Source organism: Polaromonas sp. P1_F9 (genome assembly GCF_056405615.1).
This window is the reverse complement of sequence record NZ_JBFUBT010000005.1, coordinates 236,382-254,651: the sequence shown is the minus strand read 5'-3', so window position 1 is coordinate 254,651 and position 18,270 is coordinate 236,382. Positions and strand designations below refer to the sequence as shown.

18 protein-coding genes are annotated in these 18,270 nt (G+C 57.5%); 14 read left to right on the top strand and 4 right to left on the bottom strand.

Annotated elements, in window-relative coordinates; all coding sequences use genetic code 11:
• Positions 1–301 precede the first annotated feature (301 nt).
• The 13 genes from dnaN (at position 302) to AC1DYR_RS16900 (ending at position 13,314) form a co-directional block, all read left to right on the top strand.
• On the top strand, positions 302–1,408 hold the full coding sequence (gene dnaN, locus AC1DYR_RS16960) for a DNA polymerase III subunit beta (protein ID WP_457281892.1): 1,107 nt from the start codon (positions 302–304) through the stop codon (positions 1,406–1,408).
• A 114-nt stretch (positions 1,409–1,522) separates the two neighbouring features.
• Positions 1,523–4,147 carry a DNA topoisomerase (ATP-hydrolyzing) subunit B gene (gene gyrB / locus AC1DYR_RS16955; RefSeq protein WP_477706135.1) on the top strand — a complete coding sequence of 875 codons (2,625 nt, stop codon included), beginning with the start codon at positions 1,523–1,525 and terminating at the stop codon, positions 4,145–4,147.
• Between the two features lie 27 nt (positions 4,148–4,174).
• A complete protein-coding gene (locus tag AC1DYR_RS16950; protein WP_457281890.1) occupies positions 4,175–4,432 on the top strand; it encodes a DUF3297 family protein in 258 nt (85 codons plus the stop codon).
• Between the two features lie 121 nt (positions 4,433–4,553).
• Complete coding sequence (locus AC1DYR_RS16945; protein ID WP_477706134.1) at positions 4,554–5,165, top strand: 3'-5' exonuclease; 612 nt, start codon at positions 4,554–4,556, stop codon at positions 5,163–5,165.
• A 278-nt stretch (positions 5,166–5,443) separates the two neighbouring features.
• On the top strand, positions 5,444–6,487 hold the full coding sequence (locus tag AC1DYR_RS16940; protein ID WP_477706133.1) for a DNA cytosine methyltransferase: 1,044 nt from the start codon (positions 5,444–5,446) through the stop codon (positions 6,485–6,487).
• A gap of 10 nt (positions 6,488–6,497) precedes the next feature.
• Positions 6,498–8,453, top strand: coding sequence for an ATP-binding protein (locus AC1DYR_RS16935; protein WP_477706132.1), 1,956 nt, complete (start codon positions 6,498–6,500; stop codon positions 8,451–8,453).
• On the top strand, positions 8,450–9,670 hold the full coding sequence (locus AC1DYR_RS16930; protein ID WP_477706131.1) for a PP_RS20740 family protein: 1,221 nt from the start codon (positions 8,450–8,452) through the stop codon (positions 9,668–9,670). Before AC1DYR_RS16935 ends, AC1DYR_RS16930 begins: the two co-directional genes overlap by 4 nt.
• Positions 9,660–10,097, top strand: a complete 438-nt coding sequence (locus AC1DYR_RS16925) for a very short patch repair endonuclease (RefSeq protein ID WP_477706130.1) — start codon at positions 9,660–9,662, stop codon at positions 10,095–10,097. The genes AC1DYR_RS16930 and AC1DYR_RS16925 overlap by 11 nt, the downstream gene beginning before the upstream one ends.
• 124 nt (positions 10,098–10,221) lie before the next feature.
• Positions 10,222–11,052, top strand: a complete 831-nt coding sequence (locus AC1DYR_RS16920; RefSeq protein ID WP_477706129.1) for a protein NO VEIN domain-containing protein — start codon at positions 10,222–10,224, stop codon at positions 11,050–11,052.
• A 101-nt stretch (positions 11,053–11,153) separates the two neighbouring features.
• Entirely contained in the window at positions 11,154–11,534 is a 381-nt protein-coding gene (locus AC1DYR_RS16915; RefSeq protein ID WP_477706128.1) for a VOC family protein, read from the top strand.
• Between the two features lie 235 nt (positions 11,535–11,769).
• The gene (locus AC1DYR_RS16910; protein WP_477706208.1) at positions 11,770–12,042 is read left to right on the top strand and encodes a hypothetical protein; all 273 of its coding nucleotides are present in this window, start codon (positions 11,770–11,772) and stop codon (positions 12,040–12,042) included.
• Position 12,043: 1 nt separating this feature from the next.
• A complete protein-coding gene (locus AC1DYR_RS16905) occupies positions 12,044–12,853 on the top strand; it encodes an alpha/beta fold hydrolase (RefSeq protein WP_477706127.1) in 810 nt (269 codons plus the stop codon).
• A gap of 245 nt (positions 12,854–13,098) precedes the next feature.
• Positions 13,099–13,314, top strand: coding sequence for a hypothetical protein (locus AC1DYR_RS16900; RefSeq protein WP_477648569.1), 216 nt, complete (start codon positions 13,099–13,101; stop codon positions 13,312–13,314).
• A 25-nt stretch (positions 13,315–13,339) separates the two neighbouring features.
• On the opposite strand, the gene AC1DYR_RS16895 is transcribed toward AC1DYR_RS16900, so the two are convergent.
• Both AC1DYR_RS16895 and AC1DYR_RS16890 read right to left on the bottom strand, forming a co-directional pair.
• A complete protein-coding gene (locus tag AC1DYR_RS16895) occupies positions 13,340–14,182 on the bottom strand; it encodes an alpha/beta hydrolase (protein WP_477706126.1) in 843 nt (280 codons plus the stop codon).
• 128 nt (positions 14,183–14,310) lie between these two features.
• Complete coding sequence (locus AC1DYR_RS16890) at positions 14,311–15,135, bottom strand: alpha/beta fold hydrolase (RefSeq protein WP_477706125.1); 825 nt, start codon at positions 15,133–15,135, stop codon at positions 14,311–14,313.
• 114 nt (positions 15,136–15,249) lie between these two features.
• Between AC1DYR_RS16890 and AC1DYR_RS16885 the strand changes: the two genes are divergently transcribed.
• A complete protein-coding gene (locus AC1DYR_RS16885; RefSeq protein WP_477706124.1) occupies positions 15,250–16,086 on the top strand; it encodes an inositol oxygenase family protein in 837 nt (278 codons plus the stop codon).
• Between the two features lie 95 nt (positions 16,087–16,181).
• Here AC1DYR_RS16885 and AC1DYR_RS16880 read toward each other — a convergent pair whose 3' ends face one another.
• Both AC1DYR_RS16880 and minE read right to left on the bottom strand, forming a co-directional pair.
• Positions 16,182–17,888, bottom strand: coding sequence for an ABC1 kinase family protein (locus AC1DYR_RS16880; protein ID WP_477706123.1), 1,707 nt, complete (start codon positions 17,886–17,888; stop codon positions 16,182–16,184).
• Between the two features lie 83 nt (positions 17,889–17,971).
• The gene (gene minE / locus AC1DYR_RS16875) at positions 17,972–18,268 is read right to left on the bottom strand and encodes a cell division topological specificity factor MinE (RefSeq protein WP_477670417.1); all 297 of its coding nucleotides are present in this window, start codon (positions 18,266–18,268) and stop codon (positions 17,972–17,974) included.
• Positions 18,269–18,270: the final 2 nt, after the last annotated feature.

The following is an 18,270-nucleotide window of genomic DNA, read 5'->3' as shown; positions in this document are numbered from 1 at the left end:
CCCCATTAACTCCATGAACCCTCTTGCGCCCGGTTTTCACGGTGTTTTACAGAGCCCAGCCACCCTCACAATAACTTTGGGGACAACTTTTGAACAACCCATGGCTTATCCACAGAAGCAGATGACAATCGAAAGTTGTTCATATTCAGCAGTGCAGTTCAGGGGCGTCTGAACACATGGTTAAACAAACGCCAAGTGGTTGATCAAAAAGGGGAAAATGGCACTATCCACAGATGGGCGCCACCCTTATCTACTACTACTAATTTGAATTAAAGAATTAAAGATATATACAGAGGAAGTCATGATCGTTCTGAAAGCAACCCAGGATAAAGTTTTGTCGGTACTGCAGTCGGTGGCCGGCATCGTTGAGCGCAGGCACACCTTGCCCATTCTTGCCAACGTGCTGATCCGCAAAACTGGCGCCCAGCTGCAGCTCACCACGAGCGATCTTGAAATCCAGATCCGCACCACCGCCGAGCTCGACGGCGACGCCGGCAACTTCACCACCACCGTGGGTGCCCGCAAGCTCATCGACATCCTGCGTTCCATGCCCAGCGACCAGACCGTCTCGCTCGAGTCGTCGCAGAACAAGCTGATCCTCAAGGGCGGCAAAAGCCGCTTCACCCTGCAAACCCTGCCGGCTGAAGACTTTCCCCTGGTGCAGGAAGCCGCCAATTTCGGCCCCAGCTTCTCGGTGCCGCAAAAGGTTTTGAAAGAGCTGCTCAACCAGGTCTCGTTTGCCATGGCGGTGCACGACATCCGCTACTACCTCAACGGCATCCTCTTCGTCGCCGAAGGCAAGCAGCTGAGCCTGGTCGCCACCGACGGCCACCGCCTGGCCTTCTCATCCGCCACGCTCGACGTTGAAGTGCCCAAGCAGGAAGTGATTCTTCCGCGCAAGACCGTTCTGGAAATGCAGCGCCTGCTCAGCGACAAGGAAGGCGCCATCGAAATGCAATTCGCCGGCAACCAGGCCAAGTTCAGCTTTGAAGGCATGGAGTTCGTTACCAAGCTGGTCGAAGGCAAGTTCCCCGACTACAACCGCGTGATTCCCAAGAACCACAAAAACATCATCACCCTGGGCCGCGTGCCCCTGCTGGCCAGCCTGCAGCGCACCGCCATCCTGACCAGCGAGAAGTTCAAGGGCGTGCGCCTGAACATCGAACCCGGCACCCTGCGCGTGGCTTCCAACAATGCCGAGCAGGAAGAAGCCGTCGACGAGCTCGACATCGACTACGGCGGTGACGCCATCGAAATCGGCTTCAACGTCACCTACCTGATCGACGCGCTGGCCAACATGGACCAGGACATGGTGAAGATCGAACTGGCTGACTCCAACAGCTCCGCGCTGCTGACTATTCCTGACGACGCAGCCTTTAAATACGTTGTGATGCCGATGCGCATTTAACGCGCTGACCACACGCTAACCAACAACCAGACCCGCGACTCTCCGCGGGTTTGGTCATTCAAGAGATTGAAGAAATCGAAGCAATTCGAGAAAAGATCGGAAATAAAGCTGGCTATGACTGAAGAAAACACACCGAACGAAGCCGATCAGGTAAACGTCAACGACGGCGCTGCAGGCGAGGGAAGCTCCAATTTCCAGCCCAAGATCGACACCAACCAGGCCGGCGCGTCCGAAGCCTATGGCGAAGGCTCCATCCAGATCCTGGAAGGCCTGGAGGCCGTGCGCAAGCGCCCCGGCATGTACATCGGCGATACGTCTGACGGCACCGGCCTGCACCACCTGGTGTTCGAAGTGGTCGACAACTCGATTGATGAAGCACTGGCCGGCCATTGCGACGACATCGTTGTCACCATCCACACCGACAACTCCGTCAGCGTCACCGACAACGGCCGCGGTATCCCGACTGGTATCAAGATGGACGACAAGCACGAGCCCAAGCGCTCGGCTGCCGAGATCGCCCTGACCGAGCTGCACGCCGGCGGCAAGTTCAACCAGAACAGCTACAAGGTTTCTGGCGGCCTGCACGGCGTGGGTGTGAGCTGCGTCAACGCGCTTAGCAAAATGCTGCGCCTGACGATTCGCCGTGACGGCAAAGTGCACGTCATGGAGTTCTCACGCGGCTTTGTGCAAAACCGCATCATCGAACAAGTCAATGGTGTTGATGTGTCGCCAATGAAAGTCATGGACGACACCGACAAGCGCGGTACTGAAGTCCACTTCCTGCCCGACACCGACATCTTCAAAGAGAACAACGATTTCCACTACGAAATCCTGAGCAAGCGCCTGCGCGAGCTGAGCTTCCTCAACAACGGCGTGCGCATTCGCCTCAAAGACGAACGCAGCGGCAAGGAAGACGACTTTGCCGGCGCCGGCGGTGTGAAGGGTTTCGTTGAGTTCATCAACAAAGGCAAAACCGTTCTGCACCCCAACGTGTTTGCCGCCATGGGCGACCGCCAGAGCGACCAGGGCACCAACATTGGTGTTGAAGTTGCTATGCAATGGAACAGCGGTTATAGCGAACAGGTGCTCTGCTTCACTAACAACATTCCCCAGCGCGACGGCGGTACCCACCTGACGGGCCTGCGCGCCGCCATGACCCGCGTCATCAACAAATACATCGACGACAGCGAGCTGGCCAAGAAAGCGAAAGTTGAAGTCACCGGCGACGACATGCGCGAAGGCCTGTGCTGTGTGTTGAGCGTGAAGGTGCCTGAGCCAAAATTCAGCAGCCAGACCAAAGACAAACTGGTTTCCAGCGAAGTGCGTGGCCCGGTGGAAGACATCGTGAGCCGCCTGCTGCACGACTATTTGCAAGAGCGCCCGAACGACGCAAAAATCATCGTCGGCAAGATCATTGAAGCCGCCCGCGCCCGTGAAGCCGCTCGCAAGGCACGCGACATGACACGCCGCAAAGGCGTGCTCGACGGTATGGGCCTACCCGGCAAGCTCGCCGATTGCCAGGAAAAAGACCCCGCCATGTGCGAGATCTACCTGGTCGAGGGTGACTCCGCCGGCGGTTCTGCCAAACAGGGCCGCGACCGTAAGTTCCAGGCCATCCTGCCCCTGCGCGGCAAGATCCTGAACGTCGAAAAAGCCCGCTACGAAAAGCTTTTGACCAGCAATGAAATTTTGACGCTGATCACCGCGCTCGGCACCGGCATCGGCAAGGCCGGCGGCATTGGCGGCACGCCAGGCACCGACGACTTCAACGTCGCCAAGCTGCGCTACCACCGCATCATCATCATGACCGACGCCGACGTTGACGGCGCCCACATCCGCACGCTGCTGCTCACCTTCTTCTACCGCCAGATGCCCGAGCTTGTGGAGCGCGGCCACATCTACATTGCACAGCCACCGCTGTACAAGGTCAAGGCCGGCAAGGAAGAGCAGTACCTCAAAGACACCGCAGCGCTAGACGGCTTCCTGCTGCGCATTGCGCTCAAAGACGCGTCTGTGCAAACCGGCGCTGAAGGCAGTACGGTATTGACGGGTGAGACGTTGGCCGAACTGGCCCGCAAGCACCAGCTGGCTGAATCCGTGATTGCCCGCCTGCGCGGCTTCATGGACGCAGAAGCCTTGCGCGCCATTGCCGACGGCGTAAGCCTGAACCTGGATACCGTGGCCGACGCCGAAGTGTCGGCCGTGACGTTGCAGGCCAAGCTGCGCGAGCTCAACACCACCGGCGCCCCCGCCGAAGTGGCCGGCGAGTTTGACACCCGCACCGACAAACCCATTTTGCGCATCAGCAGGCGCCACCACGGCAACGTCAAGAGCAGCGTGCTGACACAAGACTTTGTGCACGGCGCCGACTATTCCACCCTGGCCGATGCAGCCGCCACCTTCCGCGGCTTGATCAGCGAAGGCGCGAAAGTCATGCGCGGTGAAGGCGAACGCCAGAAGGAAGAAAAGATCGGCGACTTCCGCCAGGCCATGGCCTGGTTGATTGGCCAGGCTGAAAACGCCACCGCGCGCCAGCGTTACAAAGGCCTGGGCGAGATGAACCCCGCCCAGCTGTGGGAAACCACCATGGACCCAACCGTGCGCCGCCTGCTGCGCGTACAGATCGACGACGCCATCGAAGCCGATCACGTCTTCACCATGCTGATGGGCGACGAAGTGGAGCCACGCCGTGAGTTCATTGAACAGAACGCCCTGCGCGCCGCCAACATCGACGTCTAAGCGACCACCCAGTTCTTACTTGACACCATGACTGAAGAAATCAAAACAGCAGAGCGCCCAGCGCTGCCCGACCACCTCTCTACCGACGAGCGCAGCCCGCACTTCGTCAGAGCGATCTTTGAGCACGACATCGGCATCCGCTTCAACGACAAAGAGCGCAACGACGTTGCCGAGTACTGCATCAGCGAAGGCTGGATCAAGGTGCCCGTGGGCAACAAGGTCGACCGCAAGGGCAACCCGCTGATGATCAAACTCAAAGGCAAGGTTGAGTCGTTCTACAAGTGAGCAAGCCGCCCGGTCCGGGTCAATGCATTGACTAACCGGACATTGATCAACACCATGAAATTTGAACCTCTGCAGGTCCATTTCATGGTGTTTTTATTTTGGTAATCACATTACCTGAGCCATGAGCCGCATCGCCGTCATCGACTTTGAAACCACAGGCCTGTCGCCCGCGATGGGCGACCGCGCGACCGAAGTGGCCATCGTGCTGGTCGAACACGGCCAGGTGGTGGACCGGTTTCAAAGCCTCATGAACGCAGGGCGCTACATCCCGTCCTTCATCGAAAGCCTGACGGGCATCAGCAACGCGATGATCGCCGCCGCGCCCGCAGCCGAGAAAGTCATGGCCGAAGCCAACCGCTTTGTCGGCAACGCGCCTATGGTGGCGCATAACGCCTCGTTTGACCGCAGGTTTTGGGAAGCTGAACTCAACCGCGCGGGCGAGAAGGCCACTCAGCCCTTTGCCTGCACCATGCTGGTCRCCAGAAGGCTTTATCCCCATGCACCCAGCCACAAGCTCGGCGTACTGATCGACTACCACCGCCTGCCCAAAGCTGGCCGGGCTCACAGGGCTATGGCTGATGCGGAGATGGCGGCGTCCTTGTTGGGCCGGATTCAGGACGACCTGCGCAGCCGCCACCGCGTGACTCAGCCCGATCATGCTTTGTTATTGGCGTTGCAGCGTTGTGCCAAGCCGGCTGTGTCGGCGCTGATGTCGAAGTACGCTGAGCCCTGAAGGATGGCGCTTGGGATTTGCATTAGCTTGTGACCTGCAGGGGCCATCGATTACCATGCCTGGGTGCGTGGAGGCGCGCTTTCCTTCTGAACCACCAAAGTGGACCACGGAGCAACTCGCTAATGATCAAACTCAAAAGGCGGGGGAGTCATTTGTATATTTTTGGGAGTGGAGATGATTTGRTTTGTTAAGAGGCCCCAGATGAGCTTTCTAGAAATTGCTGGCTTCTCTGGCGAACTATGTTGTATGTGGGCCAATACACTTACGGCGACAGATTGATGAGTGATATGGAAAAAAAGAACTTGAGTCAGATGCCAGGTTCAACCACAGGTACCCCAGATCGAGCGGTAATTAGTTTATTTTGTGGTGCGGGCGGGCTTGACAGAGGTTTCCACGAAGCTGGTTTTCGGAGCATTCTGGCCCTTGATAACGATGGACCGTCCGTTCAATCCTTTAATCAAAATTTTCCGGGTAGTCCAGCGAGTTCAGTCGATCTTTTGAAGCTGCAGACCAAAAAGTTTCTGACGATGGTGAGCGATTCGGTAATCGCAAATGGAGTAAAACCAGTTGGTTTAATAGGAGGTCCTCCTTGCCAGGGTGTGTCGAGGGCGAATAGCAACGCAGGCCCAGATGATCCGAGAAATTCGTTGATGTCCACGTACCTTCGATTGCTTGATGCACTCGAAAGCAGTTATCCCATTGATTTCTTTGTTTTTGAAAACGTCCCGGGACTTCTAAGTCCTCGTAATAAAAATCGCTTGTCGCTACTAAAACGGAAGCTTTCGAAGAAGTTTCATGTTTCTATTCAGAACGTAGATGCTGCAGATTTTGGGGTGCCGCAGCATAGGAACCGCGTGCTAATAGTTGGTTTGCATAAAGACAAGTTTGTTTTACCTCTGCAAATTCAAAGCGAGGCTCATAAAGAGAAGAAAACTGTACGAGAAACAATTGAGGGTTTTCCGGAACCGACGTTTTTTCTCCGGAATGCAGATGCCTCTAAGTTTGCCAGACATCCTAATCATTGGACGATGAATCCAAAGTCGCCGAAATTTACGCAACCAGCGACAGGAAGCGGGCGGTCGTTTCGTAGGCTTGAGTGGGATTTACCAAGTAGAACGGTGGCTTATGGACATAGAGAAATTCATGTCCATCCCAATGGGCATAGGCGCCTTAGCGTTTTCGAAGCTATGTTGCTTCAGGGATTTCCGGCGGAGTTTGTTCTTAAAGGTACATTGAGCGCACAAGTCCAGCAAGTTTCAAATGCAGTTCCACCACCACTTGCAAAGTCAGTTGCAGAGCAGATTTTGAAATATCTCAAGTAAAGGGGCGCAAATGGAAGAGCCAAAAATTCTTGTTGATACGGAGCAGTTGCTCCTTGATATTCAAGAAAAAGAAGGAACCGATGGGCATTCCAAAACGAGTATCCGCACAGATGATCGAGTCATTGCGCGAATCACCGATGGAATCTATCGTCAACCCGGCTCTGCGATTAGAGAACTGTTAGCGAATGCGTACGATGCAGATGCCACCGAAGTCATCATCGAAACAGATGCCCCGAGATTTAACACAATCAGAGTAAGAGATAACGGTCAAGGGCTTGCCAAGGAAACTCTCGCACACATCTTGCACCATATAGGGGGCAGTTCTAAGCGAACTAAGCGAGGTGCTGCGCTAAATGTTACTAGTTCTTCTGATGCAAATCTTAGTCCTGGAGGGCGTCGACTCATCGGAAAAATAGGTGTGGGACTGTTTTCGATTTCCCAACTGACCCCTCATTTCCAAATCATTTCCAAAGTCAGAGGAGAGAAGTTTCGACGTGTGGCCGATGTTCTTCTAACTACTTACACCGAAGATGACTTGGCAAAAAGAGATGGCGGAGATAAGACATTCGAAGCTGGAACAGTTACTGTTTGGAGTGTTCCAGCAGATGATCTGGATGCGCATGGCACAGATATAGTCCTAATGGATCTGAAAATGCAAGCGAAGGAGTTACTCCGAAGCAAAGATCGTTGGGATTCATTGGAGCATCCAATTGACGTCAAGGTCGCAACACAAACCTCTCGGCCCCCAGTGTTTCATATCGGTGAAGTCGACCCAGTATTAGGAGATCGAATTACTCGCACCGCAAACCTTCCGTGGAGCGAGACCGACGCAGTAGATAAGCGGTTTCGAATACTCGTCCGCGAGGTTATGGCGCAGACGAGTGACCGGACAACGCCAGATCTCGCGGACACACTCGACAACTATCTTCAGATGTTGTGGTCGCTCGGGCTGGCCATGCCTTTGGAATATTCTGGCGCCCATCCGTTGGATCAGGCCCGACCAGAGGACGTTCGAGTTTTTCGCCTTTCAAATCAAAAAAGAGGCCAGGCGGTCGAGGAGAGCTTAGCGGTCGGAGAGAACATCGCAGAGAAGCTCGGACTCGAAGTTAGCAAAAGATCTCTTACGCCATTCCGTGTCATTGTTGATGGCGTCGAAATCTTTCGACCAATCGACCTTAGTGGCCTGCCTGAAACGAGTCACGCACTTAAGGATCGCTTGCTCTTTGTTGGGCAATGCAGTCCAGACTTATCCCGCATTCCTGATAAGTTCAGGGGAGGGAGTTTGAGTTTTGAAGCGTATTTTTATTGGGCACCGAAGATTGCGCCGAAAGACCATAACGGAGTACTGATTCGAATAAATGGGGCGAGCGGAACGCTATTTGATGAAACCTTTATGAAGTATCAGGTTTCGGAGCAGACGCGATTGCGTCAGATCATTGCTGAGGTATATGTGATTCAGGGGTTGGACGCTGCTCTTAATATCGACAGGGAGTCGTTCAATTACGCACACCCTCATTATCTTTTCATTCAGAGATGGGTTCATGAGGCACTCCGTCAGCTTACGAATCAACATAAAAAACTCGCTACAAACATACGACAAACGAAATTGGAGAAGAAAGGCGAGGCAAGTATTTCGGAGATACATACCGTCGTCTTAGAAGAATGGCAGGAAGCCACAGACGAGCTAGAGGAGCCGCCCACAGTCGTATTTTCCAGCGGTAGCGAGACGCCGAGAGCTACAAGTTCAGAATTAGTTGTTGATCGAAATGTCGTATTTGCTGCCATTGAGGCGAAGAAAAGGAAGACCGTTAAAAGCGTGCTTCAGAAAAAAAGCTTAGAAGAAAAGATCTCGGGAATCGCGCAAATACTGGTTGCCTATGGCCTTCTAGATGGAATGTCCCGTGAACGACAAAGCGCATTGCTTCGAGCAATAGCCCGGATCGTGGACAGTGGAGATATTGAATGAGTGGCGGAGCCGATGGAAGCGATTTTTTCGACATTCCGACCGCCCCGACTGAAAACCTTGTCCCTCGGAAAATTAGATTCAAACCTTGGCACAAACCGAGAAAACATTGGATTCGGCTCTACCAATGGAACGAGCAGATTGGTACGTTGCTCACTGAGCTCAAGGGCGCTAATCGCAGGGACCTCAGATATCTGAGTTTGCCGGGAACGGAACTCCTAGATGTTCGTTCTGTGTACGAGTTATGTGCACGTGAGCAGATGCACTTGTGCTTCATTGGTTTTAATGACCCGGTTCTAGAGAATGGTGACGACGTGACTGCGCTTAACCTAGCCATTGCGGAGCTGCGCCAAAGGCAGTGGGTTCATGAGCGGTCCRCGGTCGTAGCTGACAAGCTTGAGCAATTAGCAATCGACGGATCTGTGGCGAAGCAGCGGCTGATCGAGTTTGGCAGCCTTGATGTAATTAATTTAGATCTATGCAATTGCATTGCTGAGGAACTGCCGAATCGGATCCAGGCAAACTACTACAACGCAGTGCATGCATTGATCGAGCACCAGCGCAGAACGCGAATTGAGCCGTTCCTTCTATTCATCACAACAAGAGTCGATGAGGAAAGGATTGATCATGTAGCTTTTAAGATGCTGTTGGGAGCACTGGCCGACAACATTCGCCGGCATCCGGCTTTTGCGGAAAAGCTGGAAGAGACCTTTGGCATTACACGTACTCATATTGAGGCGGCACAAGCAGGTAAAAATCCCAGCCCCCTCCGAAATTGCATTCTTCATGCGTTCTCGACTGCCTTGGGCAAGTGGATGCTTAAGCTGCTATTCGAGGGCTCGCCTTCATGGTCTTTAACGATGCTTGAGAGCTGCTCGTATGCAGTGAAAGCCGATTCAGATGTTGATATGTGCTCGTATGCATTTCTATGCCGCCCGATTGCAAAGCCCAGCACGGATCGCGTCGGCTTATCTACTCTGAATCCGATACGAGTTCCACAAGCGGAAGAGCGATACGCTATCCAGGTCGTTGGCGCTGTGGGGGAGATATTTGATCTCGATACGTATCTTGATGAAGATGACGCGTTAAGGCAAAAAATTGTTGAAGGCGCTGTGGAGCTGATGCGACAAGCAAACTTCGGCGCGGGAGAGTATCGGACATTTGCAGAAAATCATCTAAAGCAAATGAGGCAAAGGCTTAAGCAACGAAATGTCGGCTGATGAATTAAGTATTGTGGAGACGCGCTCTCGAAATATGCGAGCAATTAAATCTGCGAATACTAAGCCCGAAATGGCGGTACGTAGGGCGTTGCATAAAAGGGGTATTCGTTTCCGGCTTAATGCGAAGGAGCTACCTGGATCGCCGGACCTTTTGTTTCCCAAATATTTGGCCGTCGTGGAAGTGCGAGGATGCTTCTGGCACGGGCACGACTGTGCAGATGGACACCTACCGCATACTAATTTGGACTACTGGGTTCCTAAATTGGTTGGTAATCAGTTGCGAGATACATTAAATATTCGGCGCATTAGAAAATTAGGTTATCGCGTAAAAGTTATCTGGGAATGTGAGCTATCGAGCGAAAAAGAAGTTTCGTTGGTTGCAGAACAAATCATTCAGTGGTTAAGGCTGCCCCAGAGATGGTCTTGATTGGATGATTGGATTGATGACTCGTGCGTATAGCCCTTCTTACGAAATGTGCTGATACCTAAAGTGTTATTGCCTGTCCCACGTCAACGGCTTATTGTTCGAGAATTCATAAAGGACGAGACCGATGGACTGGACTCGCGAAGAAGTAGAAGCAATCGTCGCCGACTATTTGAAAATGCTCATCCTCGAGCTTTTGGGGCAACGATTTAATAAAGCAGAGCATAGGAGGCATTTGCAGCTCAAGCTGCAGGATAGGTCGGAGGGTTCCATTGAGTTTAAGCATTGCAATATCAGTGCAGCCATGATTGATTTGGGATTCCCTAATCTTCGGGGCTATCAACCCCGGTCAAATTATCAAGAGCTCTTGGCCGAAGTCCTGATTGCCCAAGTCAAGCAGCATCCTGTTCTGGATCAAGCCGCACTTATAACTGTGCAGCAATTGGCGGTCACCCCAACCCTATCGGATTTTTCCAACGTGAAGACCGAGGCACCCGTTAAAAAGAATGAGGTGAGAGAAAGGACGCCCCCTGCGTTTCATGCGGTGAAGCGCGACTATTTAGAGCGAGAAGCGCTTAATCAATCCTTGGGATTTGCTGGCGAAGAATTTGTACTCCAGTTCGAGCACTGGAGGCTCGTGCAACTAGGTGAGAAAAAATTGGCTGAGCGTGTCGAACATGTGTCGAAGTCCAAAGGGGATGGACTTGGGTATGACGTGCTCTCTTTTGACGGTGGAGGGAAAGAACGCTTTATTGAAGTGAAGACCACTACTTTCGGTCGAGAAACTCCGTTCTTTGTCTCACATGGGGAGCTGGCGCTGTCTAAGACAGTGCAAAGCCAATTTCATCTCTATCGGTTATTTGAGTTTCGCAAAGCGCCCAGATTGTTTGACCTTCCTGGCGCATTGGATGGTCATTGTTTGTTAGATCCAGTTTCTTACAGAGCCAGTTTTTCGTAGAGTCTTAATTGCCATCCGGCCGCTGGCTGGCTAAGCTGTCTTCATCTTCAAAACCGTCGAGAACGACCGTGCCCAACACCCCATCCCTCCCCGAAAGCATCATGTCCCACGTCTCCATCGGCACCAACGACTTCGAGCGTGCCAAGGCGTTCTATACCGCTGTGTTGGGTGCGATGGAGATCAAGGTGATCATGGAGCACCCTGGGGCCATCGCTTTCGGGCGGGCGTATCCGGAGTTCTGGGTGGGTGTGCCGCACGACGGAGGCAAGGCGCACGTGGGCAACGGCTCGCACTTTGGCTTCTTGGCTCTGTCGAAAGCGCAGGTGGATGCGTTTTATGCCAAGGCGCTGGAGCTGGGTGGGCAGGGTGACGGCGCACCGGGCCCTCGGCCTATGTATGGGCCGCAGTATTACGGCTGTTTTGTGCGGGACCTGGATGGGCACAAGATTGAGGCACAGTTTTCGGATACATCTGCAGGTTGATGTAACGCTGGCTTTAAGCCAAATGGGCTATTTGACCAGGCAGAACGTGCGCGAGCAGCTATTTAATTCATAGCAAGCCGGGCTGCTTTCCCTTCGCCTTGTCGCGCTTGGGTACGGGGCGCTGTCTGACATGGGTGGGCATTCTGGGTTTTCAGAATGGTTGTTACGCGGGTTGGTGTTGCATTCATTGTTTGCACGCTGGCCCTTGTTCAACCCCCTTATCTGGAGACACACCATGCCGAACAAACAGAACGCCAAAAACAAGCAGAGCAAACAACTTGCACCGGAGGACGCACGCAACCAGGCCGGCGACGCGATGGAGCAAGACGGCACACCCAAAGCATCGGGCCACGGCGGCAAGGTGGAAAACGACTTCAACCAGATGGGTGAGCAAAAGCCCACGCAAAAGAACGAAGGCCAGCGCACGGCCAACAGCCGCAGCGACCGGGAGTCGCATGTGGGCGGCAGCAACCAGCTGCAGTCGCGCCGCGGCAGCACGGGGCGTTGACGTGGCTGCCGGCACGTTCAGCCGCGCGGCGGGGGTGAAGGCCGGCCAGTTTGACCACCGCAGCGGCGACCACCTGACGCTGGACAGCGCGAAGATTTACTTTGAGGTTCACGGTGATAGCGCCGACCCGCCGCTGCTGTTTTTGCACGGCGGGCTGGGCACGATGAAGGACTTCAACACTGTCTTGCCGCTGCTGCAGAAACGCTTCCGGGTGATCGGCATCGACAGCCGGGGCCACGGCAAGTCAACCCTGGGCACGGCGGGCGTGACTTACCAGCGGCTGGCGCTAGACGCGGCTGCTGTGCTGCAGCATCTGGGCATTGAGCGCTGCAGCGTGGTGGGTTTCAGCGATGGCGGCATCACGGCGCTGCGCATGGCCGCGCAGACTGCGTCGCCGATCGACAAACTGGTGGCCATTGGCACCGACAAAATGCTCAAGGCCGACGACCCGGTGCGCAAGCTGCTGGGCGGCGTTACGGCGCAAAGCTGGGCCCAGAAATTCCCCGAGTCGGTGGCGCTGTACAACGCGGTCAACCCGCAGCCCGACTTTGCGGCGCTGATCGACGCCGTCGTGCCGATGTGGCTGGACGACGGCCCCAGCGGTTACCCGGGCGAGTGCGTCAGGCAGATCCGTTGCCCGTTGTTGACGATTCGCGGTGATGAAGACCACCTGGTGTCGCGTGTCAGTGTGTTTGAGCTGGCGGAGCAGGTGCCCGGCGCGAAGTTGCTGAACATTCCGTTTGCCGGCCATGAGGCGCACAAGGACCAGGCCGAAGGGGTGATGGCGTGCGTGAACCGGTTTCTGGAATGAAATAACGGCCATTTTCATCACGAAAAGTGGCTGCAGCCCAGGTAGAACGTGCGCGAGCAGCTATCAATACCATAGCGCCTGGCACTCTCGGCACCGGCGCCGTGCGCGTCTTTACCTGCCGCTGAGGCATTTCCTTACAAACCGCAACGTGGCAGACGCATGGTTCTAAGTTTGGCGGCGCAGGATGAACGCTTGTTTTTTTTCTGCGGGGCAACCACCTGCAGACATCGCCAAGAAAGGCCGCCATGAAAAAGATCGCCGACTTCCTGTTTCACCCGCGCTATTTGCGGGCCATTCCTTCGCTGGTGGTGCTGACCACCGCCATGGCCTGGAGCGTGGCGCCTGACCCGGATGCGGTAGACACCGTGCAGAAGCGGGCGGGCGTGAGCTTGTCACTCAACCACACCGCCGCGGGCAACAGCCCGAACGACAAGCTGCTGGACAAGCCCGAACAGGCTTGAGCGCGGCCCGGGCGGTCGTAGCGCGCTAGGGCTTGGCCGCGGCCATCCAGCGGCTGATCTTGCCGACCACCTCGGCCTCGATGCCGTTATAGCCGTGGTACGCCATGGCCTCACAGGGGTCGCCCCGGCTTTGGCCGCCGGTGAAGGTCAGCAGCTCGGCCTTCGGCGTCTTGGCCAGTTTTTCCATCAGCTGCGGCATGTCACTGAAGGCGCAGAGTTTGCAGCCGTCTTGTTCGTGGTGCACCACCAGCACCGGAATCGTCAGTTTCTCCATCGGCATTTTGGGCACGGCGCGGCCGTTGGGGTCGGTCAGGATGGTGGACGTGAGCACGATGCCGTCGGGGCCGCCCTGCGCCGGCGCTGCCTCGGTGGCGATGTAGCCGGCTGACTGGGTGCCGCGGCTGGTGCCTACCAGCCACACGGGCACCGGCGACTGCTGTTTGAGCCAGGCGATGACGGCCAGCACGTCGGCGGTGTGTTCGGGCTTTTGCCGGTTGCCCGACAGAAACGGCGGCGACTGTTTGTCTGACGGCGCGTCAATCACCGCCACCGCAAAACCGGCGTCGGCAAACTGCTGGCGCGTGCGCACGACGAAGTTGCCGCCGCCCCAACCGTAGCCGCCGCTGTCGTTAACCTGCAGCCCGCCATGGCCGCCGGCCAGCAGGATGACGGAGGCCTTGGGCGTGGCGTTTGGGGCGGTGGGCGCGATGTAGACAAAGCGCTGGGTGACGCCGGGTCGGGTGGGAATGTCGACCACCCGGGGCGCACCTTGCGCCTGGGCGTTGCCGGCCATAGTCATGCTCAGCAACAGGAAGGCCGGCAATGCGTAGCGCAGCCATAGGCGCCGTGCGGAGGAATGCGGTGTCATGGTGGGGTTCCAGTGAGGACGTTCCGGGATTTGTTTAAAGAAAACAGGACTGAAACCCAATCAGGCCGTGTGCGAGCAGCTATCAAAATAATAGCGTTGGCGGTGGGCGCTGCTGGCATGCCGGTGCTTCATGGTGCCGTCGCGGTTTTGATCCACTGCACCATCGCCTCGCTGGCCACGATGGGGGTGGTGAGGTGGTTGGCCTTGACCTCGAGGTACTGGCTTTTGGGGTTGGCGGGCAGCTTGTCGACGAAGTAGGGCCGGGCGTATTTGCTGATGCCGTCTTCGTCGCCCACCACCGTCAGCACCGGCGTGGCCGCGGGAATGCGCGGGGCGGTGACGCCCATGTCGGCGTCGGACTCGGGGTCGAAGTAGCTGAGGTAGTCTTTCGCAGTGGCCGTCACGTTCAGCTGCTTGCCCTGGTTGATGTCGGAAAAGCGTTCACGCGAATCGCCCTTGCCGGCGGCAACCAGTGCGCGGGCTTCGTCGACGCTTTCGCGCACGATCTTGTTTTGCATCGATGCGTAGTAGCGCGCCGGCACGTGGCCGGGCGCCAGCAGCACCAGCGCCTGTACGTCGCCGCCGCGCGCGGCAAAGCCCATGGCGGCGGGCACGCCCATGCTGTGGCCGGCAATGACGATTTTCGTGGCGCCCTGGCTGCGCAGGGTTTTGACGTGCCCGGCCATTTCGGCCATGGCCTTGTCCCAGTTGCCGTCCAGATAGCGGCCGCGCGACCAGGGCATGTCGGGGTAAAGCACCAGCATGCCCGCACCTTCCAGCACGGGCTTGATGCGGCTCATGTTGGGGTCGTTGTTGCTGCCCGGGTTTTTGCCGTGCAGCATGAGCACGCCGATCTTGGGGTTGGCGTCTTGCGCGTGGACGGCGCTGGCCAGCAAGGCTGACGCGAAAAGAAGGCCAGTGGCCACAAGGTGCTGGAAATGTCTGCGGCGCATAAAGCCTTTCGGGCGGTGGCTGGCGGGGGATCGAGGCCGGGCCCAATATAACCCCGGCAAACCGCGGCGACAGCCGGGTTTGCACGCAGGGGCAGGGCTTCCTACAATGGCACGATGAACGCCGTCATGCCGCAAACCACCCCCAACGCCCCGGCAACCCCCTTGCTGGCCAGTGAACCTGACCGCGCGGCCTACCGCGACTACGCACAGCCCGGCCTGGACCGGGTGCGCACGTTCTACCGCAACAACCACCAGAACCAGACCTACGATTTTGTGCAGCGCAAGAAAGCCGAGTGGCTGGCGTTTTCGCAGCGCGAGATGACGCCCTGGGCCGCGCTGGAGTTCCTCAACACGCTGGTCGATGAGTCGGACCCGGACATCGAGCTGCCGCAGATCAGCCACCTGCTGCAAACCGCCGAGGCGATTCGCGCCGACGGCCACCCCGACTGGTTTGTGCTGACGGGTTTTATCCACGACCTGGGCAAGGTGCTGTGCCTGTTCGGCGAGCCGCAGTGGGCCGTGGTGGGCGACACCTTTCCGGTGGGCTGCAAATTTTCAGACCGCATCGTCTACCCCGAATACTTTGACCTGAACCCCGACAGCAGGGATGCGCGCTACAACAGCGAGTACGGTGTGTATGCCCCCAACTGCGGGCTGGACGCGGTGCACATGTCCTGGGGGCATGACGAATACCTGTACCAGCTGTTGAAAGCGCACCTGCCGATGCCGGCGCTGTACATGATTCGCTACCACTCGTTCTACGCCTGGCACCGCGAGGGTCAGTACGGGCACCTGGCGGATGCGCAGGACGCGGCGCATATGGAGTGGGTGCAGAAGTTCAACCCCTACGACCTCTATTCCAAGAACGACAGGCCGCCGGTGCTGGCCGAGCTCAAACCGTATTACGACGATTTGATGGCGAAGTACCTGCCGGCGCAGCTCAAGCTGTAGCTTCCCCGCGGGCGGCAAGGCGCATTTTCTTGAGTAAAAAAGGCCTGAAATCCTTTAACAACGGGCGCAAGCAGCTCCTGAAAAGATAGCGCTGCTCAGTTCTCGTCGTCGCTGTTGCGGCCGCGGCTGCTGCGCCAGATGGCCCGCACCAGCCACAGGCCGCCGGCCATGGCGCCCATAAAACCCACGAACCCGAACGCCGGCAAACCAAACAGCGTGGGGCCGCCCTTGACGGTCATGACGATGGACGAGCCGATGATGAGCGCCGAAATCACCAGGGCCATGGCCAGCCGGTTGGCGGCGCGGTCGAGCTGGTCGCCCACGCGTTTGAGGTGGGCCAGCTCAATACCCACCTGCACGCGGCCGCGGCGCGCGTTGCGCAGCAGGCGCGTCAAGTCGTGCGGCAGCTGGCCGGCCAGCGCCATCGCGCGGCTCAGCGTTTGCCAGCCGCGGCTGGCAAGTGCCGCGGGCTCGTAACGCGCGCGCACCATCTGCTGCAGCAGCGGCGTGGCTTCGGTGGCCATGTGAAAGCCCGGGTCCAGCCCGCGGCCCATGCCTTCGAGCGAGATAAAAGCCTTGATCAGCAGCGCCAGGTCGGGCGGCAGGCCGAGGTGGTGGTCGCGCAGGATGGCGGTGACGTCGGACAGCATTTGCCCCAGGCTGAGCTGCGCCAGCGGCGTGCTGTGGTACTGGTCGACAAAGGCTTCAATCTCGGCCTCGAGCTGTGAGAGGTTGGTGCCGTGCTCGTCGCTCGTCCAGTCGAGCAGTACGTCGGCCACGGCTTGCGGCTGGCGTTCGACCAGGCCCAGCAGCAACTGCAGCAGCTCTTCGCGCCGCCGCTCGGTCAGGTGGCCGATCATGCCGAAATCAATGAAGGCGATGCCGTTGCCGGGCAGGTAAAACACGTTGCCGGGGTGCGGGTCTGCGTGGAAAAGGCCGTCTTCCACAATCATCTTCAGCACGGCGTGGGCGCCGCGGCGGGCAAGTTCACTGCGGTCAAAGCCGGCTTCGGGTGTGAGCTGGTCCAGCGCGCTGCCGGGCACGCCGTCGACCAGGTCCTGCACGTTGATGCGCAGGCCGGTGTGGGCCCAGTGCACGCGCGGGATCACGATGTAGGGCAGCGATGCCATGTTGAGGGCGATGCGCTCGGCATGGCGGCATTCGGCGGCTAAATCGAGCTCGCGGCGCAGCGATTTGGCGAGCTCGCGCACGATCTGCCGCGGGTGGTAGGGCTTGAGCGCGGACAGCTCGGCTTCGGCCAGCGAGGCCAGCCGGTCCATCAGGCGCAGGTCGGCGTCGATGACTTCGGTGATGCCGGGGCGGCGGATCTTGACGATGACTTCAGTGCCGTCATGCAGCTGCGCACGGTGCACCTGCGCAATCGAGGCGGCGGCCAGCGGCGTGGTGTCAAAGCGGGCAAAGACGGCCTTGGGCTCGCCACCCAGGTCTTCGCGCAGCTGCGGCAGCAACAGCGCTAGCGGCACGGGCGGAACATGGCTGTGGAGTTTCTCGAACTCGGTGATCCATTCGGGGCCGAACAGGTCGGCACGGCCGGCAAGCACCTGCCCGAGCTTGACGAAGGTGGGGCCAAGTTCTTCCAGCGCCAGGCGCACCTGTTCGGGCGGGTTGATGCGGGCGAGGTCGGCCACGTGGCCCCAGTTCAGCGCATGGCCGGCGCGCTCGAGCTTGTCGGCCAGGCCGAGCCGCCGCACGCTGTCGCCAAAGCCGTGGCGAATCAGCACACCGGCAATTTCCGCCAGGCGTGCCATGTCGCGCGCAGCACCAAAGGTCTCGATCAACATCAAATGATGATAGCCCTGAGTTGTGTTGGCGGGCTTGCCTTTTGTCAATTGCGGGGCAGGCGCCGCGGGTTTTCTGGCGTGCTCTATTTACGGGCTGCGGCGGCTGAGGCGCCGGATTTTTCCTTCTTGTCGGGCAGCTCGATCTTCACTTCCAGCACGTCCAGGTTGTCCTGCCGCTCCAGGTGCAGCTTGATGTCGTGGGGGTCGATGCGGATGTACTTGGCGATCACGGCGATGAGGTCGCGCTGCAGCGCGGGCAGGTAGTCGGGCTCGTGGCCGCGCCCCGTGCGCTCGTGCGCCAGGATGATCTGCAGCCGCTCCTTGGCGACGTTGGCAGTTTTTTTCTTTTCGCCGAGAAAAAAGGACAGGAAGGACGCCATCG